Here is a 20,250-nt window from a genome sequence, read left to right on the forward strand (position 1 = left end):
TCGGCGGGTGCCGACTGCTCCCCCGGCCCAACGGACCTCCGCTCACGCCGGGTTCTACCGGCGTTCGAGCACACCCCGGACGAAGGCCGCCTGGCCCGCGTGTTGCAGATCGTCCGAGATGACACTGATCAGCCGGACCCCGAGGGTGACCGGCGGCGACCACGCCTCGTCCACGACGCGGCTCAGAGCCCTGCCGTCGAGCCCACGAAGGAACCGGAGGGTCTGTTCGTGGACGTCGTCGTAGTAGCCGATCAGCAGTTCGGCCGAGCCCACCTGCACAGCCGCGACGTCCGCGCTGCCGTGTCCGTAGCCGGTGGCGTCCTTCGCGAAGGGCAGATCGAAGCGCGAGGCCCAGTCGTGGGTGAGCCAGACCTGCTCGATCCCGGCCGCGTCCGATACATGGTCGTCCTGGATCCGGGTGAGGTGCCACACGAGCCAGGCGATCGTGTTCGCTCCGTCGTCGAGACGGGCATGGAGATCGGTGCGCGAAACACCCTCGACCGCCGAGTGCACCGTCTCCTGGACGCGAGTGAAAGCATCCGTCAAAAGGTCAACGCTGTTCATCCCCTCACCATGGCCGCTCTCGTACTTCTCTCCCGCCATCGACACGCGCCGCACCCGGCACGCCTCCGGTCGTGGTGGCGACGGGGAGGTGACCCGCACGAATCGCCGGGGCCGCGGGCGGTGCGGCTGCCGTCATGCCAGGGCGGCGGATTCGCCCCTGCCGGTCGTCAGCTCCGCGATCCGGGCCAGTCGACGCAGTGAATCCACCAGAGCCACGCGGTCATAGGTGCTGGTGGTGACCAGCACCTCGTCCGCCCCGGTCTCCTCGATCGCCCCTTCGAGCGCCGGGACCAGGTGGTCCTCCGTTCCCTGGAGATGACCGTGCAGTCCCTGCTCGTAGAAGCCACGCTCCTTCTCCGTCATCGTCAGCGCCTCGACCCGTTCGGCGGGAGCGAGCGGCGGGAACACGCCGTGCGTCCGGGCGTGCGCCAGGGACCAGGCCTCCGGCACCAGAAGACGCCGGGCCTCCTCCTCGCTCCCCGCGAGCGCGATCGTGCCCGACACGACGACATAGGGCTCATGGGCCCAGGACGACGGGCGGAACTCCCGGCGGTAGCGCTCGACGGCCCGCAGCAGCTTCTCCCGGCCGCGGAGATCGCCGACGACCAGCGGCAGCCCGGCCGCGGCGGCGATACCGGCCCCCTCGCCGGTGGCCAGCACGAACGGGGGTATGCGCAGCCCCTCGGCGGGACGGGCATGAACCTGCGGGTGGACGCGCTGCGTACCCTCCAGCCAGCCGAGCAGTTCGTCGAGCCGGCCGGCGAAGCCCTCCGCGGCGGACTTGTCCCGGCCGAGCGCCCGGCGAATGCCGTCGGTGAAGCCCACCGAGCGTCCGAGACCCATGTCGATCCGGCCGGGGTACAGCGACTCCAGCACCCCGAACTGCTCGGCAACCACCAGTGGTTGATGGTTGGGAAGCATCACGCCGCCCGTACCGACCCGAATGGTCGACGTCGCCGCCGCGACGGCCGCTGCCAGGACGGTCGGCGCCGAACCGGCGACGCCCGGCACGCTGTGGTGCTCGGACACCCAGAACCGGTGAAAACCGAGGGCTTCGGCCTCCCGGGCGAGACGCACGGTGTCGCGCAGTGCTTCCGGGCCGTCGTGGCCCTCGCGGGTTCGGGAGCGGTCAAGGACGGAAAACCGGGTGGATGCGATCACGGAGCTCACATCCTTGTTCAACGTCCGGGCCGCACCAGGATTCCCCCGCCGGCCACCGAGTACGCGCGGGCCCTGGACGATGACCGTCGAGGGCCCGCGGCCGACGGGCGTGCACGGCGTCGGGCGGAGAGGCCGGATACGGGCGGGCGACTACTTCATGGGGTAGATGTCCCCGCTCGCCATGCCGCTGACCTGATCACTTTCCGCTTCGATCCTGCGGGCCTTGTCCTTCAGGCGCTGGCGTTCCTTGGGGTCGGTGGTGCGCTCGGCCGCCTCCTCAAGGTCCTTGGCCTTGGCACGCATCTGCTTCACGCGACCTCGGTATTCTTCTGACTCGCTCATGATCACTCCTTGGTTCCGCGGCCGGAGCGGGCTCCGCCCACGGAACCGGGTCTCCTGGGGAGCAACGCGTCCCGGACGGTCACCCACCATCGAATGCGACGCAAAGAGTCCGACCCGGTCAGCCATCAGCCATCAGCCATCAGCCATCAGCCATCAGCCCAGCGTCCCGGGCGGCCCGCGCCGCTTGGACACGGTTTCCGACCTCCAGGGTAGTCAAGATGCGGCTGACGTGGGCCTTCACCGTGCTCTCGCTCATCCTCAGCCGCCCGGCGATCTCCGCGTTGGTGGCCCCTTCGGCCACCAGTACCAGGACATCACGCTCGCGTGGTGTCAGGCGGCCCACTCGGCCCCGGGCGGCAGCGGTGCCCGGCCGGACGGTGCGGTGGTAGCGGTCGATCAGCCGCCGGGCCGCGGACGGGTGCAGCATCGCCGATCCGGCTGCCACGAGATGCACGGCCCGCAGGATCTCGGCAGGGTCCGAGTCCTTGAGCAGAAATCCATCCGCACCGGCCGCCAGCGCCTCGTACACGTATGCGTCCAGGTCGAAGGTCGAGCAGTCCGGCGCCGTACGACGGTGTCACGCCGCCGCTCAGCGGCGCGGTACACACCCACGGCAACACACCCCCGACCGCCCCGGCGAGCCGGACCCGGCCCTGGGGGGACAGATGGAAGACCATCACTGTCATGGGCTCGTACGCGCCCTGGGCGATCAACGCCACCGCCGCGACTGCGAGCACCAGGAGCGGGCGGCGCCGGCGCACGGGCAGAAGCAGCGTGGCCACGACGGCCGACACCGGCCCGACGGCCGGAAGTGGCATGTGAGGCGGGCCTTCACCACCCCCTGCGCGACCAGCAGCAACACCCCGCCGGACAGCAGCCACTCCGTCCATACCGGACCTCGATGAGGGTATTCGCGTTCCACCGGCCGATCGTAGGCACCCCATCGCTCCGGGCCCATGGGCCTCCGGTCGCGTCCACCCCCTGCTTTCGTGGGGGGTTGCGTACGCCTCTTTGATGACATCGGTACCGGTTCACCCGGACACAACGGCCGATTTCCGGAGCGCCTCTGCTCCTTAGCGTCGCCGGTATGACTTCATGGCCCCGCTTCACCGACACCCGGCTCTTCGTCACCGAGGCCGTACGCGGCTTCCGTACCACCGGCGCGGTGGCACCCAGCAGCCGGCGTCTCGCCTCCGCCCTCTCCGAACCGGCCACCGAGCGGGCCGGGCAACCGCTGGACGTGCTGGAGGTGGGGGCGGGAACGGGTCCCGTCACCCGCTTCCTGCTGCCGTTGCTCGCCCCGGGAAGCTCGCTGGACGTGGTCGAGGCCAACCCGCGCTTCGCGGCGGTCCTGCGCAACGTCGTGCACGAACGGCACCCGGACCGGGAGAGCCGCTCGGCACGCCCCCACGGCCCGAGCCCCGACCGGAGCCCCCTTCGCGTCCGGGTCCACGAGACGCGTATCGAGTGCCTGGACACACACAAGTCCTACGACGTCATCATCTCGGGCCTGCCCTTCACCGACTTCGGCCCGGACACAGTCGCCTCTCTGATGGACCGCTACCTGGATCTGCTGCGCCCAGGCGGGTCGTTGACCTACTTCGCGTACGTCGGCACCGCCCCGGCCCGCCGGCTGGTCGCCCCCTCCGCCGAGGTGGCCCGGCACCGGGCCGTCGAGGCCGTCCTCGCCGCATACCGGCGGCGCGGGCCGGCCCAGGGGCGCACGGTGTGGGCGAACGTCCCACCGGCCCGCGTCTGGCGTCTGGACCCGACGCCCTCTCGCACCTGCACCCCCGCCGCGCGCGGCGCACGAACCGCCACTGCCCGCCCGGCCAGGGGGTGAGCGGGTCAGCCCCTGGTCCGGCGCCGGGGGCACCTCGACCTCGACGCGCCCCGCCGTCCCCGGTGGCAGCCCGCGGTCAGGAAGCCCAGCCCCACGCCCAGCATCCAGGAGTCCTTGGCCATCGGGATGCCGTTCTGGGTGGGGCGCAGGCTGCCGGGCTCCCGCATACCGGGAACGCGGAGGTAGAGGCCGAGGAGTCCCCCGGAGAAACCGGTCAGTGCCAGTCCGGCCAGTCGGGTCGGAACGACGGGAGCGAGCAGCGCACCGCCGATCGTGACCTCCGACCAGCCGAGCATCCGGGTGAATCGCCCGGCATCCAACTTCTTGAGGAACGGGTAGGCGACACAGGCCATGCCGTGCACGGCCTGCGCCGTATCCTCGTCCGCCTTCAACTTGCCCAGGCCGGAGTTCAGGATGAACGCGCCGATGGCGAGGCGGGGGGCCACATCACGCGGTTCGAACGTCATTGTCATGGGAGCCTCCGTCGATCTGGTATTCGGCCCCTCGACGAGCTTAGCCAGGAGATGCCGGTGGCGCTTAACAAGGCGCCCCGCCGGTGCGATCCGCATCGCACCGGCGGGGCGCTCAGCAGGATCTCCCGGTGATGCGCGGCGCACCGTCCGCGGGCTCGGCCAGGACGCCGGTCAGCGAGCCGTCCGCCGGCGGCCCGGGTGCGGTGCCGCGCGTGACCCCGGGGCGCTCACGCGGTCCGGCCGGCCGCCGCTGCCGACGCGTTGCCCGTCGCCGTGACCTGCTGTCCCCGGCCGGTGGCCGTGGAGAAGGCAGGCACGGACGTCAGCGTCGGCCGGCGCCTGGCCCCGACGACCATCCGGCGGGTCCGGACACGCACATGGTCGTCTCGTCCGAGGACTGATCGGAGATCGGCTTCCCGTTCGATGGGCCACCGACCGCCGTCCGGCAGAGCGAGCGGGCGCACGCACTGCGCATCGACGCGACCGGGGCGGCCGTTCCCCTCCGGCACCGACCGCCCGCGGTTCGCACCCACACACCGATTCGCCGCAGGTCGAGAGGCGCCCGCTACCGGACGAAACGGCGATGCCTTCTGTTGATCACGGAGCAACCTGAGGCGCCCGACTGCCGTCTTGATCCACAACAAGGCGGTTCGCCGCACGTCACCAGCCACGTCCGACCCTCCACGAACGCCCGGGGCCGATCACCGGGCAACTATGCGCAAAATGTATATATGAAGTGCATAGTTGCTCCGCCGACGACCCGGTCGTGCGCGAAAGGCACCCATGCACAGCAAGGCAATGGCGCCCGAGTACCAAGGCGCTCTCACCAAGATGTCGGTGAACTCCTCTCTCACAGACGTACTGGCGGAAGGCATACGCCACTTGAGAGAGGCCGAACTCAGCGGTTCGCAACAGGAAGTGGCGAAGTGCGGGATCGCGGTGGCCGAGGCCCATCGCAGGCTCGGCAACATAACGGAAGCCGATCAGGCCTGGAAGGCCAGCTACCGGGCCGCCCGCTCGGCCGGTGACCTGGGAGCGATGGCGTGGGCGCTGTGGAGCGGCGGGACACTCGCCCGTCAGCGTGGTGAACTCAGGCTTGCTTTCCGCCTGTTGGGTCTCGCCGCCGACACGGGGAAGCGCGGCGGGGATGTCGTCGCCCGTGGTTACTCCCTCGCCGGCCTCGCCGAGACCGGGCGAATACAGGGCGACTACGAGACCGTCGCGGTGCTGCACGAACAACTGCTCGCCGAAGCGCGAGCCCGCGGCGAGGCACGGCACACCGTGTGGGCCCTGGAAGGCATCGCGCAGATCCATCGCAACACCGGGTCGCTCGACAGCGCCCTGGCCATGTTCGAGGAGGCCGCCGAACTGGCCGGGAACGCGGACGACCGGCGTGGCCGCGCATGGGCCCTGCGCGGCATGGCCGACATCATCTCCCTGCGGAACGACCCGGAGGGCGCCCTGGCCCTGCTCACGGAGGCGGAACTCACCTGCCGCGAGATGAAGTTGTCCAGTGCACTGGCGTACAACCACAAGATGCGCGCCAACGTCTTCTTCCGTGCCCACCGGTACGAAGAAGCACGTCAGGTGTACGAGGAAGCGCTCGCCGAATTCCGTGCGATGGCCGAACCCCGGGGTGAAGCCCTCGCCCGGCTCGGTCTCGTCAAGTCGCTGGCCCGGCTCGGCCGGGACCGGAACGAGACCGCCGCCGACCTCGGCGAGCTGCGCCGCACCCTCAGCCGGATCGGCCTGCTCAACGCCCGGGACATGGTGGACAAGGCCTATGCGGAACTCGGCGTGACACCGGTCGGTGGCGATTCGGACGAGGAAGGCGGGCGCCGATGACACCCTCGCCCGTAACCCATCGGGCCACGGCGCCGCAGATCCTCGCCCGCTGTCGCGATCTCGTCCGCCCCGCGCTGGCCCAGGCCGTGCAGCGTCTGCACCCCTGGCACGCGGAGATGGCCACCTTCTCCTTCGGCTGGGGCGGAGTGGACGGCAGCCCCGTCCCCGGCTCGCAGGGCAAGGGGGTGCGCCAGGCCCTCACACTGCTCAGCGCCGAAGCCGTCGGCGCGCCCGCCAAGGACGCCGTCGTAGGCGCGGTCGCCGTCGAGCTGATCCATGTCTTCTCCCTCCTCCACGACGACATCATGGACGGCGACGAGACCCGCAGACAGCGCGCCACCGTCTGGAAGGTGTACGGGACCGGCCCCGCGATCCTCGCGGGGGACGCGCTCTTCGCGCTGGCCGTCCAGACACTGGCCGATTCGCCCGGCGCGCACGGCGCGGCCGCGGTCCGGCATCTCGCCGGAACGCTCACCGACCTGGTGCGCGGTCAGGCCGAGGACCTGCTCTTCGAGACCCGGCCCTGGACCGGACCCGAAGCGGTGCGGCCCCACGAGTACCAGTGGATGGCCGAGCAGAAGACCGGCGCGCTGCTCGGGTGCGCGACGGGTCTCGGTGGACTGCTCGCCGGAGCCCCGGCCGCGACCGTCGACGCCCTCACCGGCGCCGGTCGGCACCTCGGAGTGGCGTTCCAGGCCGTGGACGATCTCCTCGGGATCTGGGGAGACCCGGAGCTCACGGGCAAGCCGGTGCACAGCGATCTGCGCAGGATGAAGAAGACGTACCCGGTCCTCGCGGCCCTGGCCACGGACGGCCCCGCCGCCCGGCACCTCGCCGCGCTGCTGGGTTCCGGGAACCCGCTCGACGCCGCCACGGCGCGACGGGCGGCCGACCTCGTCGAAGAAGCCGGCGGGCGTTCGGCGACGCTGGCCGAGGCCCACCGGCACCTCGACAGCGCCCGCCGCAGCCTGGACGGCGTTCCGCCGGCCCCGGACGCGCTCGGTGAACTCCTCACGCTGTTCCCGTTCTTCGTCGATCGCGCCATGTGACCCGTCGGGCACCCCGACCGGGCACCACCGCTCCCGTCCCGGGCTCACGCGCCGGTGGCCGGAAACCCGTCACCCGGGGCCGGCCACCGGCATCTCCTGAACTGCCGCCGTGAGCAAGGCGGTTCCCCGCTGCCCCGCGCGGCTACTCCTCGATGGCCCCGCCGGTCCGCCGCAGGTGCTGCCGGAAGGTGTACGACGGATCGGCTGTGCGCCGTGCCAGATATTCGTCGAAGGACGTCTGCTTGCGCAGTGTCTCGCCCGCCCTGATCATGAGGGCCTGTTCGCGCTCGGTCGCGCGGATCCCGTGCGCGGCGGCCAGCACCTCCTCGACACGTGAGGCCGGGACGAACAGCACTCCGTCCTCGTCGCCGAAGACGACGTCCTCCCTGCTCACCAGGTGCGGTCCGAACCGCGCCGTGGTCAGAGCCTCGGGCTCCCGCTCGTCCAACCGGACAGGGCCGGAGGGGTGGTTGCCGTAGCTGAACACGGGAACGCCGATCTCCCCCAGTTCCGAGGTGTCGCGGTGCAGCCCCCACACCACCAGGGCCGCCACGCCCGCGGCCTCGGCCTCCAGCACCGCGAGATCTCCGATACATGCCTCGTCCGACCGGCCGCCGTTGTCGATGACCAGCACCTCACCCTGCTCCGCCGCGCCGAACGCCTCCAGGAACACGTCCACGCTGCCGTAGTGCCGTACCGGCAGCGCCCGCCCCGCGATCCGGTGCCCGGAGACCACCGCGCCGATTCCGGACGGAGCGATGCGCAGGGGCACGTCGACGCGGAGGCAGGCATCGGCCACCAGCGGTGTGGACAGGTCCTCGAATGCCTTCAGCATGGTTCTCCCTGGCGCGGTGCTGCCGTCTGAGGCCGACGGCGGGCGATGACAGCGGCTTGGGGCCGCGATGTTACTTGCGCGGCCTCGACGAGTCGACGGCGCGCCGCGTCGCTACCGGGGTGCGGGCGACAGGGGGGCTCTCGGTCTGGAGATCGTGGAGTACGACAAGGACGCCGGTCCGGTTGAAGGGTGAGTACATCCGCGACGAGGCCGGTCAGGCCGCGTATCTGGGCGAGTTGCTGGAGGCGTTCGAGGACGGCGGCATCGACAGCGCCTTCGTCTTCACCTTCGCGCTCTACGACCATGTGCACCGCCCCGACGGCGACCCTCGCGAGGACCTGGACCTGGCCGGCTACGGCATCGTGAAGGTCCTCGCCGGCCGCCTCGGAGACACCTACCCCGACATGCCGTGGGAGCCCAAGGCGGCGTTCGCCGCCGTAGCCGACCACTACCGGGAGCGCTGAGACGGCGAAAGCGGCCCTGTGCGGGGCGAGTTCCCCGTTCGCTCGGGTCGGCGAGGCGTTGCCGGGCCCGTGGCGGACCGGGCCGGAGGCCGGCGGAGATCCCGGACGGGCCGGCCCTGCCCCGCGTCACGCGGACGGGAGGTCCGGGGGCCCGTAGTGGGTGGTCCAGCCGCGGCGCATCTCCCAGGTGCCGCCGTCGACGGAGGCACCACGCAGACCGTGCACGGTCTCGGCGCCCGCGAGTTCGACCAGCCGGGGGGTGCCGAGCGAGGCGAAACCGAAGGTGCGGGCCGGTTCCCAGTCGGTGGAACGGCGCAGGCGCCGGGCGAGCCGGGCCGTTCCGAGCGGCGCACCGGCCAGCACCCACGCGTCCGGAGCCTGTGCCGTCAGTCGCCGGGCGGGGCGCAGCCACGAGGCGGCGTCCTCGGGCCAGTCGACGACGGCGAGCACGTCCTTGTGCAGGGAGTGCCATGCGCGGACGAACGCCTGTGCGGCAGTACGGGAGTTGGTGTCGCGCCCGTGCCCGACGGCCACGGACCGGATGTCCGGGCGCACCGCGGTCAGCAGGCCGATCAGTGCGGCCAGCTCCGCTTCGGTGTGGGGATCCGGCGCCGGGCTGTCGACGACAGGGGCACGGGCGCCGGGTGACCGGCTCACTGCGTCGTCCTCGGTCGGGCTCATGAGGTGTCCTCGGGTCATTGTTCCTGTCCCGCCGTCCGCTTCGCCTTCCAACGGGCGTACGCCTTCGGCAGGCACACCGCGCATGGCCGGTATCCGGCCCGGACGGCAGTGCTCTCGTCGGCGAAGAACACGCGCTGGGACACGTACCGGCCGCGGGCCAAGGCCCGAAGCGCAGAGGGGCAGTCCAGTCGGCCGTACAGTCGGCTTCGCCGGTGTCCGCCGAGCGTGCCCGGCGTGACGCTTCGGTAGGGCTCGCCGTCCGGGCCGAGCAGTGTGTGCAGGCGTCCCTCGCCTCTCCGGCGGGCATCGGCGCGGTCGTTCATCCGGCGTCGTGGAAGACGAGGCCGAGAGTACGGCGCCGGCCTGAGCGGACGGTGCTGACGCCGTGTCGCATGGGCGCGGCCGACCAGCCCCGTTTGGAGGCGACCGGGCGATCCCGGGTGGTGAAGACCAGCCCGTGCCCCTGCGGGAGGAGGGTGGCCGATCCCCGGGACTGGGCGCGGGGGCGCTGCTCGGTCATCAGGAACTCGCCACCGGTGTAGTCGGTGCCCGGCGCGTCGAGTCCGATGACGACCTGAAGCGGGAAGAGCAGGTCGCCGAAGACGTCTCGGTGCAGGGCGTTCCAGTCTCCGGCGCCGTAACGCAGCAGGATCTGGGCGGACTTGGACTGGCCGGCCTCGTGACACCTGCCGAGCCACTCCTCCAGTTTGTCGGGCCACGGGGCGGGCCGCCCCAGCCTGCCGGCCCAGTCGCGAGCGATCGGCAGCAGGTGTGGATAGAAGGCCTGGCGCAACTCCCCCACCGGCTCGGGCAGATCGTGGGTGAAGTAGCGGTACTGGCCGGAGCCGAAACGATGGCGTCCCATGTCGACGGTGGAGCGGAAGCGTTCGTTCTCGTCGTACAGACCGGCGAGTTCACGGCACTGCGCGGGGGTGAGAAGCCGCCCTGTGAGCGCGCTTCCGTACACGTCGACCTCTTCGGTGAGCGCCGCCCAGTCCGTGGCGTCGACCAGGTCGCTCGCCGTCCCGGCCGGATGTGTTGTGTCGATCACGAGTCTCGTTCCTCAGTGCGCGGTTGACGAAGGAGTGGGGCTTCGGCGTCGCCGCAGCCATGGCGGAAGTGGAGGCGCGGCGAAGCCGGTCGGGCGGCAGTCCGGTCGCCACCCTCGGCGACGCCTTCGCGGAGCCGTGGTTGTCTCTCGCGCTCCAGCCCTCCGGCGCAGCAGGTCAGGGAGCCGTCCGCGCCGATCACCGGGTGACAGGGCCGGACGATCGGCAGGGAGTTCACGCCGACGGCCGTGCCGACCGGGCGAACCGCGGATCGCGGTGCGCCGATGCGACCGGCGATCCGACCGTACGCCGTCGGCGACGCCTCGCCGGCCAACAGCGGTTCACCCAGTGGGCTGCCCATGGCCGTGCATCGCGTCATCGGGCTTTCCTTCCACGGGGTTTGATCGATCCATAGAAAATTCTGTGCCGTTCGATGCCCTTTGTCCGGCGGTTTTCGGACGGTGCGTTTCCATCGGATCCATGCCTCGGCGGGCGATGTGCCGGAGCCCGGCGGGGGTTCAGCGGGCGTCGTGGAAGATGAGGCCCAGGGTCTGGCGCCGCCCGGACTCGACCGCGCCGGTACCGTGCCGGACGGGGTGTCGGCGGTAGCCGTTGCGGCCCAGGACCGGCCGGTGACGGACCGGGAAGATCATCCCTTGGCCCAGCTCCGGCTTGACGACCACGGCCGTGGACTGGAAGCGGGGGCGCTGCTCGACGAAGACGTTCTCCCCGCCCGTGAAGTCGTCGCCCGGCTGGTTGAGCATGATCGCGATCTGCAACGGGAACACGATGTCGCCGTAGATGTCCTGGTGGAGGCAGGCGTGGTCGCCCTCCCCGTAGGAGAGGATCAGCGGGGTCGGGCGGTGCTGGCCGTTGGCCGCGCACTCCTCGGTGAGTTCCGCGAGCGTGTCCGGGAAGGTGCGTTCGCCGAGCATCGGCGCCCATTGGTTGGCCATCCAGGCCAACGGCGGGTAGAGGCTCTCCCGCAGCACACGGACGAGTGACGGCAGCGGATGCGCGTAGTACTTGTACGTGCCGCGGCCGAAGTTGTACCGCTGCATCACCACCGTGCTGCGGAACACTCCGTCGTCGTCGAACATGCCGATGAGCTCCTCGCACTGCTCACGGCTGAGCAGGGGCGGAGTGAGCGCAACGCCACGCTCGTTCAACCGGTCGTAGAGTGCGGGCCAGTCCAGGTCGCTCAACACGGGCAGGTGCCTGTCGTACGCAACGCGCGGTGCGTCAGCGGTACGGGGTGTCGCGCCGAACAGCGTCGGGGTGACGGCGGATTGGTTCATGATGCGTGTCCCTCGGTGCTGTGTTGTCCTCACGGCGGCCGGTCAGGCGGCACCGCGCCCCTTCAGTGCCTGTGACCACCGGCCCGTACCCGGTCCCGGCCCGGCCGCCGCAAGCCCTCGACGATCAATCCTGGCCGTCACCGGGCGGCAGATCTGGCGCTATTCGGACATCGCGCTACGGGCATCACGGCTCGACCGGACGCGGTCGCCGCCCCTCGCGCCAAAGAGCTTGAGCACGGCTGGAGCGCCTCGGATCCCGGGCGGCGGCGACCGACTGTCGCCCCGCGGCAAGCGGATGGCCGATCGGCCGAGGGGATCCGACGACTCAACGGTATGAATCCGCGGACCGGGCTCATTGACGCCTACCTCACCAAGCAGCACCGCGACACGCCCGCCACCGGCTGCGCCCTGGTCACCCTTGGCTCCGCCGCCGGGCGCAGCGACCAGCACCTCAAAGAAGCCTATGAAAGCCAGGTCCGCACGTATCTGGATCTGATCGCCGACCTCGACGACGATTCCGAGGGTGCCCGCGCCGGGGCGATGCTCACCCTGAGCGCCGTGGTCGGTGCCATGCTCATGTCGAGAGCCGTAGCCGGCCCCACCTTCTCCGACGAGCTGCTCACCACAGTCAGCGACCGGCTCAAGCACCGGGAGCCGCAGCCTGCTGGGCTTCCAGGCCGGTGCGCCGCCCACACCTGCGGTGCAGCCGGCCACGTTCCCTCCGAGATGGCCAGTCGTCCAGCGCGCGGACCGGCCCCGTGTTGGCGAGACCGCCTCCGATCGCGTCATCCGGCCACAGGCGGCAATGACCGGGACGGCCGGAAGGACAGCGGACTGGGCCGATCGATGTCGCTGCCGAGCGAGTGGGCTGTCGCCGGCACGGGGCGGGCAGGGAGTCCGTGGTATGGCAGGTGTCCGCGGCACGGGACAGTACGCGGGGCAGGACGTCGCCGTCCTGAAGGTTCGGTGCCAGAAACCGGGCGGCCCGGCGACGGGAGCGGCTTTGAGCAGGTCATCGTGCCGATGTCGGCAGGTGTTACCGTCCGGGAAAACGTTCCGTGACTTCCTGCAGCATCCAGCGGTTGCCGTCCGGGTCGTTGAACGACGCGAACGAAGCGTAACTGCGGCGCTCCGGGGCGGGGCCGGGCACCCGGTCCTTGGTGCCCGCGTGGTGGAACACTCCGTCGGCGTCGTGGAACACCTCGCTCACCTGAACAGCGTTCCCCTCCAGCTCCGCCCGCGCCGCCTCGATGTCCGAAACCACCAGGTACAGACCCTCAGCAGACCCCGGCTCGGCCGAGGTGACCCCGTTCCCAAAGATCACCGAGCAACCGGAACCCGGCGGTGTCAGCTGGACCACCCGAAAGCCGTCGTCAGCGGTGAAGTCGGCATCCAGACGCCAACCCAGCGCCTTGTAGAAACCCTTCGCCCGATCGGCATCGGCAACCGGGATGACCACGATTTCGAGTCTCATGTCCACGACGGAGCCTTCCTGTCGTTCTGACGGCCATGCGAGCCGCCAGGCCGCCACGCCTCTCGCGGCCTTTCGTACTCGGGCACTCCTCAACAGAGCGTAAGCCCGAGGAACCTTTGATCAGGGTTGCTCGATTACCGCTGCCGTCCTTGCTGCGGACGTCTTGCTCATGTGATGGACGGGAAGCTGGACAAACCCGGCTGACGCCGGCACAGCTGTCCATCCGCAGCCTCCGAGCCGCGGTCGCCGATCCCCCGGAGCCGGCACCAGGCCGCCCGAGGGCCGGGCGGGGGCGGCATGGGGGCGAAGGAGGGCGTCAGCAATGCGCCCACACCAAGATCACCGGGCAGGATGCCGGTCGGTACGGAGCAGGCCCTACCAGTAATGCCGACGGCCGCCTACAGCGTGCCCGATGGCACCCAGGATCCAGAGGATGATGCCGATGACGACGAGCACGACACCGATGGTCCACAGGATCGCGATGCCCGCCACCAGACCGATGACCAGCAGAATGACACCTAGGACGATCATTGCGTCCTCCTATCGAGCGTCTTCTCCCAGTATGCGCCCGGCAACCGCTCCCGCAGATTGACGCAGAACGGGCCAGGAGGGTCACTCGCCGATCCCCCGGAGCCGGCACCAGGCCGCCCGAGGCGCGGGCGGGGGGTCGCATGGGGGCGAAGGAGGGCGTCGAGCAGGGGCGCGTGCGGATGGACTCGGGCTTCCGGACTTCCGGGCTTCCGGACTTCCGGACTTCCGGGCTTCCGGGCAGGAGGACGTACGGGCAGGAGGACGTACGGGCTCTCGTCACCGTTCCACGGCATTCGGCTCCGCGACGGTCGAGGCCGTCTCGTATCCCCCGATGTCAGCGAGGAGCCGCAGCACCCCGCGCAGCCGGTCCTTCACGGAACCCCCGCTTCCGTCTCCCGGGTGCGCCTCGCGATCCCGGGGCCCGTCGGCTCCGCCCATAGGGTGACTTCCCGTGCATGTCGCCGCACGGGCCCGCGACGGCCCGGTCTGTGCTGGTACCAGCAGGGAATGCCCAGGCCATCGCATCCGCAGCCCGACAACACGGAAGCCGGCGCCTCGCCCGAGGGACGGCGCCACCGAATCCGCGCCGCGTCACGCCAGGCGCTGCGCGGGATGCCACGGCCCGCTGTGCGGGACCCGTGCCTGCACCACGCGCGGCCCGGTCAGCCGTACGAGCCGCGCGTGAACCCCGCACTGCAGACGGCAGCCGCGTACTCCTGGCGAATCCTCGCCGTGGGAGCGGTCGTGTACGCCGTGTTCTCGGTGCTCGGACGGCTCCAGGAGGTGGCTGCGGCCGTCTTCCTCGGTCTGGTCGGCACCGCGTTGCTGCGCCCGTTGGCGAATCTTCTGGCGCGCCGGATGCCCCGGCCTCTCGCTGTCGCCCTCTCGCTGATCGGCAGTGTCGTCCTCGTCCTCGGTGTTCTTTTCCTCGTCGGCGAGGTGGTCGCCGACGAGCGCGCCAGGCTGGAGCGGGAGTTCGGCGACGGTCTCGGCCGCATCGAGCGCTGGCTGGAGGGGCGGCCGTTCCGGCTGAACCGGGCGACGCTCGACGACGTCAAGTCCCGGATCGGGAGCTTCCTGTCCAGCCATCGTTCCACGCTCATCAGCACGGCCGTGAGTGGCGTCGGGCGACTGGTGGAGGTGGTGACGGTGTTCGCGCTCGCGTTGTTCTGCTCGGTCTTCTTCATCCACTCGGGCGACCGGCAGTGGGAGTGGTTTTGCGACCAGCTTCCGCGGACCGCCCGCACCCGGGTCGCGATCGCGGGCCGTGCGGCGTGGCGCACGTTCACCGGGTACACGCACGGCATCCTCCTGGTGGCGGCGACCAACTCGGTACTCGTCGGGCTGGCCCTGTTCGCACTCGGTGTACCACTGGCGCTTCCGCTGGCGCTGCTGGAGTTCTTCGCCGCCTTCGTTCCGCTGATCGGCTCACCGATCGCCCTCGCGATCGCCGCCGTAGTGGCTCTGGCGTCGAAAGGTCCGATCGTGGCGGCCGTCGTCATCGCGCTGATCGTGGTCATCGGCCAGATCGAGGGCCATCTGCTGCACCCGATCGTGATGAGCTGGGCGGTCCGCCTGCACCCCGTGGTCGTCGCACTCGCGGTGATCGCTGGTGCCATCGCGGCGGGGGTGCTGGGGGCTGTGGTGGCGGTGCCGCTCGTGTCCGTCATCTGGTCGGTCCATCAGGCGCTGCGCCGGGCACGCGAGTCCGCGCAGGCGAAGGGCTGAGCGAGGCACGGAGGCGCGCCGGGGGCCTCACGACCGAGCCCGGCCGCAACCGCTCTCCTTCCGGAAGCACTCGGGAGACGCAGCGGTCCCGGCACCGGGACCCCGGCCGGGGAGCCGCGCCGGGCACGCCGGAAGACGAACCACCGGTGTGTCTCCGGCCGTACCACCATCGCCGCCGACGCCTCCTGGGGTCGGCACCGGCCGCCCGGTCCGAGGCAGGTCCCCCACCCCGGCTCGCAGGGTCCTGCCTCGGACCGGGCACAGCCGCCCGTGTCAACGGGGTGTCGCGTGCTGCCTCTTCACCACCAGGCCCTCGGGTGCCGCGATGTGCGCCGTACCGTCCGCGTCGACGGAGATGTCGAGCCGCCCGCCCGCGACGTCGAGTCCCTCGACCTTCAGCGGCCGGTACGCCTCCGCGAACGCGGGCGCGACCGTGAGCGTTCCACCGGGGACATCGGCGGAGAGACCGAGCACCGACTGGAGGATCATGACGGACGAGGCCGCCGCCCAGGCCTGCGGCCGGCAGGATGCCGGATAGGGCGAGGGCCGGGCGTCGGTCGCCGCGCCATGACCGGCGAACAGCTCGGGCAGCCGCGCCTCGAAGGCCGCCGACGCGGTCAGCAGCCCCTCGGACAGGGATGCGGCCGCCTCCGGGAACCCGGCCCTGACCAGGCCGTGCACCGCGATCGCGGTGTCGTGCGGCCAGATGGAACCGATGTGATAGCCGTACGGGTTGTAGGCCACGGAGTCACTGCTCAGGGTCCGCAGACCGTGGCCCGAATCGAGGTCGGGCGCACTGAGCCTGGCGGCCAGCAGGGCGCTCTCCTCGTGGTTGAGCAGGCCCGTACCCAGCAGCTGGCCGAAGCCCGAAGTGACCGAGTCGACCGGCTTCCTGTCCCGGTCGAGCGCCACGGCCGGATACGGTCCCCGCTCGTCCTCCACCCAGAAGTGCTTGCGGAAGCGGTCGCCGAGCCGCTCGGCCCACTCCTCCCACTGGTCGGCGCCGGGGCGGCCGAAGGCGCGCAGCAGGTCCGCGCCACCGCGGGCCGCCTCGTAGGCGTACGCCTGGACCTCGCAGAGAGCGATCGGGGACGCGGCGAAGCGTCCGTCGCGATACCGGATGGAGTCGCCGGAGTCCTTCCAGCCCTGGTTGGCCAGGCCCCGCCCGGTGTGGTCGATGTATTTCAGGAAGCCGTCCCCGTCCGCGTCACCATGGTCACGCATCCAGGCGAGGGCGGACTCCGCGTGCGGCAGAAGCTGTTCGACCTGCTCGGGCGCGAGGCCCCAGCGCCAGGAGTCGTGCAGCAGGGTGATCCAGAGCGGGGTGGCGTCGACCGTGCCGTAGTAACAGGGCGGCAGGGAGAAGTTCTCGTTGAAGTCCTGGGTGGCGCGGCGCACTTCGTGCAGGATCTTGCCGGGCTGTTCCTCGGTGTCCTGGTCGGACTTCGTACCCTGCCGCCGGGCGAGTGTGCGCAGCGTGCCGGCGGCGAGTTCGGTGCCCAGCGGCAGCATCATGCGGGCCGCCCACAGGGAGTCGCGGCCGAAGAGGGTGAGGAACCACGGGGCACCGGCCGCCAGGAACTGGTCGGCGGGCTCCTCCGGGTCGGTCAGCCGCAACCGGTCGAGGTCGGCGGCCGACTGGCTCAGCCAGTGGTCGAAGCGCCGGTCGGCGCTGCGGAGCACCGGCGTGCGCCAGGGCAGGCTCTGCGCGGGGGGCGCGGGGAACTGGTCGCCGTCCGCGTGCGCCGCGTCGCAGTGCAGTGCGGCGGTCCAGGACGAGCCCGGGGCAAGTGCGATGTCGTACTCCAGCCGTCCGGCGGCCGGGTCGACGGCGGCGGGCTCCGGGGAGCTGGTGAGGTGTACGGCGAAGCCGTCCCTGGACCAGTCGAGCCCGCTCCCGGTGGCGGTGGCGGTGACCGGGCTCAGCGCGTGTCCGGACTTGACGCGCTCGATCGGGGCGAGGTCGGTCCCGGCGGTGACGATCAGCCGGACACGGACGTGCTGCCGCCCGGCGTTGGCGACTTCGAGGGTCTCCTCCAGGTGCCCGGGGGTGACGTGGCGGCGCCGGTGCAGGGTGACTGCCGGGTCCGGCGTCTCCTCGCCCAGCCCGCGCAGCACACTGCGGAAGGCCGCACGGTCCGCTCCCTCGAAGGCTCCGCGTACCGGGGCGAGCGCGATTCCGTCCGCCGCGACGGTCAGCCGGGCAAGTGCCCTGCTGTCGCCGTGGTAGAAGCCGTCGGCCGAACCCTCGATCTGCCCGTCGTCGTGTGAGATCGCGAAGCTCGGAGCGTACAGCGTCACACAGGCGTCGTGCAGGAACGGCTGGAGGCCCTCGACCGACGGGCCGGCCTCCGTCTCGGAGTTTGTTATGTCGTGGGTCTTGACAGTGGTGTCCAACAGAGCAGAACCTCTCAGGCATTGGAGCGTTCCAAGAACCCTAACGACGACCTCAGGGCGTTGACAACGCTTTTGGAACGCTCCAATAATCTCGTCAGTTCGCACAACCGGTTCCGGAGACCCTCATGCCCCGCTCCCCCAACACCCCCGCGACCAAGGCCGCTTCGGTGACGCTGGCCACCGTCGCACGGCGGGCCGGGGTCTCTCCGCAGACGGTGTCGAACGCACTCAATTCGCCCGAACTGCTGCGTCCGGAGACCCTGGACCGAGTTCTGCGCACCATCGACGAGCTGGGCTATCGCCCGCACCGAGCGGCGCAGACCCTGCGCACCCGCTCCAGCAAGCTCATCGGGTACGGCATCCGTCCCACCGCTCCGGGCACCTCGGCCCCGGTCATGGACCGGTTCCTGCATGCCCTGTCCCAAACGGCCGACGAGGCCGGGTACCGGATCCTGCTCTTCGCCTCACCCCCCGGCAGGGCGGGCCTCGACGGGTACGAGGAACTCCTGGACCTGCACAGCGTGGACGGTTTCGTGCTCAGCGGTACCGACCGGGGCGACCAGCGCCAGGCCTGGCTGGAGAAGCGCGGGGTGCCGTTCGTGGGCTTCGGCCGGATGTGGTCCGGCCGGGAGATCGGCGACTGGGTCGATGTCGACGGCGCCTCCGGCACGGACGCCGCGGTCGAACATCTGGTCGGCCTGGGGCATCGCAGGATCGCGTTCCTCGGCTGGCCGCGTGGCTCCGGGGTCGGCGACGACCGCGCCCTGGGCTGGCAGCGCGCCATGCGTCGGCACGGCCTCCCGGTGCGCGGCAAGCGGGCTCGGAGCGTCGATGACATCGCCTCGGCACAGGCCGCCGTGGGACCGCTGCTCGATGCCGGTGCGACGGCCGTGATAGCCGCCAGCGACATGCTCGCGCTGGGCTGCTATCACGCCCTGCGCGAGCGTCGAGCAGCGCCGGGCAAGGATGTCGCGGTCATCGGCTTCGACGACTCCCCCACGGCCGCACTCCTGTCCCCCGGACTGTCCACCGTCGCCCAGCCGCTGGAGGCCGTCGGCCGCGAATGCGTCCGGCTGCTGCTGGCCCGGATGTCGGACGTCGGCGCTCCGCCCGAACGCGTCCTGCTCGAACCGTCTCTCGTCGTGCGTGACAGCACGTCCGCGTCGGACGACTGAAACCACCCCCCAACGCCCGCTCCACGGGCCGTCTATTCACAGCGCGCCCATTCCGGGCAGCTGAGCCGCAAGTCTTATCCCTCCTGGAGGAACTCATGGGAACCCGTACGGCCGTTGCCGCCTTCGCCACCTGCGCGGCGCTGCTGGCCGCCACCGGCTGCTCATCCAGCTTCGGCAGCGACAAGGAGCCGGAGCAGGACAAGGCCGACAAGCAGAAGCTGACGGTACTGATCGCCACCTCGGGGGACGCCGAGACCCAGGCGGTCAAGGCCGCCGCTGCCGGGTATGCAAAGAAGTCGGGCAACTCGGTCACGGTCGAGACTGCCAAGGACATGAACCAGCAGCTTGCCCAGTCCTTCGCCGGGCACAAGCCGCCGGACGTCTTCTACGTCAACTCCGACCAGTTCGCGAACTACGCCAAGGGCGGCTCGCTGTACCCGTACGGTGACCGGATATCCGACGCCGACGACTTCTCCCAGCAGCTGCGGACCTCGTTCTCGTACAACGGGAAGCTGGTCTGCCTGCCGAAGGACACCTCCACCCTCGGTCTCGCCATCAACACCGACCTGTGGAAGAAGGCCGGGCTGACGGAGAAGGACTATCCGAAGAGCTGGGAGGAGCTGAAGACCGTCGCGGACAAGCTCACCGGCAAGGGCGTCACCGGCCTGGTCACCAGTGACGAGTACCAGCGGCTCGGGGTCTTCATGAAGCAGGCGGGCGGCTGGCTCACCGACCCGAGCCAGAAGAAGATGACCGCCGACAGCCCGGAGAACGCCAAGGGGCTCGGGTTCGTCCAGTCCCTGCTCAAGTCCGGCTCGATGAAGTTCGCCAAGCAGGTGGACACCAGCTGGGGCGGGGAGGCGCTCGGCAAGGGCAAGGCCGCCATGACCATCGAGGGCAACTGGCTCGAAGGCGGCATGAAGCTCGACTATCCCGATGTGAAGTACGCCGTCGCGCCGCTTCCCGCGGGGCCGGCCGGCAAGGGCACCCTCGCCTTCAGCAACTGCTGGGGCGTCGCCGCCGACAGCGCGCACCGCGACGCGGGTGTCGACCTCGTGAAGTACTTGACGTCGGCCAAGCAGCAGCTCGCCTTCGCCGACGCGTTCGGCGTCATGCCGTCCCGGACCAGCGCCCTCAAGCCGTACGCCGAGAAGAAGCCCGCCGCCAAGGCCTGGGTGGACGGCAGCGCCTACGCGCAGGGCCCCGTGACGATCGCCGGCTTCGACAAGGTCCTCAGCCAGTTCAACACCGATCTGCAGTCGCTGCGCACCGCCGACCCGAAGAAGATCCTCGCCGACCTCCAGCGCAACGGCGAACAGGCCATCGCGAAGGGCAACTGAG

At 70.7% G+C, this 20,250-nt stretch carries 18 protein-coding genes and 3 pseudogenes; 8 read left to right on the plus strand and 13 right to left on the minus strand.

Going from position 1 to position 20,250, the window contains the following annotated elements:
• Positions 1–54: 54 nt before the first annotated feature.
• From ABZ826_RS27290 to ABZ826_RS27305, 4 genes and pseudogenes are all read right to left on the minus strand, one after another.
• Positions 55–564 (minus strand): DUF664 domain-containing protein, encoded by a 510-nt coding sequence (locus ABZ826_RS27290; RefSeq protein WP_361453606.1) that lies wholly within the window; start codon positions 562–564, stop codon positions 55–57.
• A gap of 132 nt (positions 565–696) precedes the next feature.
• Entirely contained in the window at positions 697–1,734 is a 1,038-nt protein-coding gene (locus ABZ826_RS27295; RefSeq protein ID WP_361453609.1) for an MsnO8 family LLM class oxidoreductase, read from the minus strand.
• Positions 1,735–1,875: 141 nt separating this feature from the next.
• Positions 1,876–2,067: a DUF6381 family protein gene (locus tag ABZ826_RS27300; RefSeq protein ID WP_351083309.1), complete on the minus strand. Its 192-nt coding sequence runs from the start codon at positions 2,065–2,067 to the stop codon at positions 1,876–1,878.
• A 139-nt stretch (positions 2,068–2,206) separates the two neighbouring features.
• Positions 2,207–2,620, minus strand: a pseudogene (locus ABZ826_RS27305) (response regulator transcription factor); the annotation flags it as partial.
• A 534-nt stretch (positions 2,621–3,154) separates the two neighbouring features.
• On the opposite strand from ABZ826_RS27305, the gene ABZ826_RS27310 reads away from it, so the two are divergent.
• On the plus strand, positions 3,155–3,910 hold the full coding sequence (locus tag ABZ826_RS27310; RefSeq protein WP_361453613.1) for a methyltransferase: 756 nt from the start codon (positions 3,155–3,157) through the stop codon (positions 3,908–3,910).
• A 5-nt stretch (positions 3,911–3,915) separates the two neighbouring features.
• Here the strand turns inward: ABZ826_RS27310 and ABZ826_RS27315 are convergent, their stop codons facing one another.
• On the minus strand, positions 3,916–4,383 hold the full coding sequence (locus ABZ826_RS27315) for a hypothetical protein (RefSeq protein WP_361453615.1): 468 nt from the start codon (positions 4,381–4,383) through the stop codon (positions 3,916–3,918).
• A 783-nt stretch (positions 4,384–5,166) separates the two neighbouring features.
• On the opposite strand from ABZ826_RS27315, the gene ABZ826_RS27320 reads away from it, so the two are divergent.
• Together ABZ826_RS27320 and ABZ826_RS27325 are read left to right on the plus strand one after the other, a co-directional pair.
• Complete coding sequence (locus tag ABZ826_RS27320) at positions 5,167–6,228, plus strand: tetratricopeptide repeat protein (protein ID WP_361453618.1); 1,062 nt, start codon at positions 5,167–5,169, stop codon at positions 6,226–6,228.
• The gene (locus ABZ826_RS27325; RefSeq protein WP_361453621.1) at positions 6,225–7,277 is read left to right on the plus strand and encodes a polyprenyl synthetase family protein; all 1,053 of its coding nucleotides are present in this window, start codon (positions 6,225–6,227) and stop codon (positions 7,275–7,277) included. The genes ABZ826_RS27320 and ABZ826_RS27325 overlap by 4 nt, the downstream gene beginning before the upstream one ends.
• Positions 7,278–7,419: 142 nt before the next feature.
• On the opposite strand, the gene ABZ826_RS27330 is transcribed toward ABZ826_RS27325, so the two are convergent.
• Complete coding sequence (locus ABZ826_RS27330; protein ID WP_361453624.1) at positions 7,420–8,112, minus strand: RraA family protein; 693 nt, start codon at positions 8,110–8,112, stop codon at positions 7,420–7,422.
• A gap of 112 nt (positions 8,113–8,224) precedes the next feature.
• On the opposite strand from ABZ826_RS27330, the pseudogene ABZ826_RS27335 reads away from it, so the two are divergent.
• Positions 8,225–8,576 (plus strand): annotated as a pseudogene (locus ABZ826_RS27335) (hypothetical protein); the annotation flags it as partial.
• A 126-nt stretch (positions 8,577–8,702) separates the two neighbouring features.
• Here the strand turns inward: ABZ826_RS27335 and ABZ826_RS27340 are convergent.
• From ABZ826_RS27340 to ABZ826_RS27355, 4 genes and pseudogenes are all read right to left on the minus strand, one after another.
• Positions 8,703–9,257 carry a hypothetical protein gene (locus ABZ826_RS27340; RefSeq protein ID WP_361453627.1) on the minus strand — a complete coding sequence of 185 codons (555 nt, stop codon included), beginning with the start codon at positions 9,255–9,257 and terminating at the stop codon, positions 8,703–8,705.
• A 319-nt stretch (positions 9,258–9,576) separates the two neighbouring features.
• Positions 9,577–10,308: a 2OG-Fe(II) oxygenase gene (locus ABZ826_RS27345; RefSeq protein ID WP_361453629.1), complete on the minus strand. Its 732-nt coding sequence runs from the start codon at positions 10,306–10,308 to the stop codon at positions 9,577–9,579.
• Positions 10,305–10,619, minus strand: a pseudogene (locus ABZ826_RS27350) (methylated-DNA--[protein]-cysteine S-methyltransferase); the annotation flags it as partial. The gene ABZ826_RS27345 and the pseudogene ABZ826_RS27350, both read right to left, overlap by 4 nt.
• A 205-nt stretch (positions 10,620–10,824) precedes the next feature.
• Positions 10,825–11,604, minus strand: coding sequence for a 2OG-Fe(II) oxygenase (locus ABZ826_RS27355; protein WP_361453632.1), 780 nt, complete (start codon positions 11,602–11,604; stop codon positions 10,825–10,827).
• Between the two features lie 333 nt (positions 11,605–11,937).
• Here ABZ826_RS27355 and ABZ826_RS27360 point away from each other — a divergent pair, with 333 nt between their 5' ends.
• Positions 11,938–12,666 (plus strand): hypothetical protein, encoded by a 729-nt coding sequence (locus ABZ826_RS27360; protein ID WP_361453635.1) that lies wholly within the window; start codon positions 11,938–11,940, stop codon positions 12,664–12,666.
• Here the strand turns inward: ABZ826_RS27360 and ABZ826_RS27365 are convergent.
• A complete protein-coding gene (locus tag ABZ826_RS27365; RefSeq protein WP_361453690.1) occupies positions 12,641–13,084 on the minus strand; it encodes a VOC family protein in 444 nt (147 codons plus the stop codon). The two genes, ABZ826_RS27360 and ABZ826_RS27365, sit on opposite strands and share 26 nt — an antisense overlap.
• A 369-nt stretch (positions 13,085–13,453) precedes the next feature.
• A complete protein-coding gene (locus ABZ826_RS27370; protein WP_361453638.1) occupies positions 13,454–13,609 on the minus strand; it encodes a DUF6131 family protein in 156 nt (51 codons plus the stop codon).
• 681 nt (positions 13,610–14,290) lie between these two features.
• Here ABZ826_RS27370 and ABZ826_RS27375 point away from each other — a divergent pair.
• Complete coding sequence (locus tag ABZ826_RS27375; protein WP_361453641.1) at positions 14,291–15,337, plus strand: AI-2E family transporter; 1,047 nt, start codon at positions 14,291–14,293, stop codon at positions 15,335–15,337.
• A 273-nt stretch (positions 15,338–15,610) separates the two neighbouring features.
• Here the strand turns inward: ABZ826_RS27375 and ABZ826_RS27380 are convergent, their stop codons facing one another.
• Positions 15,611–17,734: a glycogen debranching N-terminal domain-containing protein gene (locus tag ABZ826_RS27380; protein WP_361453644.1), complete on the minus strand. Its 2,124-nt coding sequence runs from the start codon at positions 17,732–17,734 to the stop codon at positions 15,611–15,613.
• Between the two features lie 125 nt (positions 17,735–17,859).
• Here ABZ826_RS27380 and ABZ826_RS27385 point away from each other — a divergent pair, with 125 nt between their 5' ends.
• Complete coding sequence (locus ABZ826_RS27385) at positions 17,860–18,909, plus strand: LacI family DNA-binding transcriptional regulator (protein ID WP_361453647.1); 1,050 nt, start codon at positions 17,860–17,862, stop codon at positions 18,907–18,909.
• A gap of 95 nt (positions 18,910–19,004) precedes the next feature.
• A complete protein-coding gene (locus ABZ826_RS27390) occupies positions 19,005–20,249 on the plus strand; it encodes an extracellular solute-binding protein (RefSeq protein WP_361453650.1) in 1,245 nt (414 codons plus the stop codon).
• The last annotated feature ends 1 nt before the right edge of the window (position 20,250 follow it).

This window comes from Streptomyces sp. NPDC047515, from assembly GCF_040643055.1.
GTDB lineage: Bacteria > Actinomycetota > Actinomycetes > Streptomycetales > Streptomycetaceae > Streptomyces.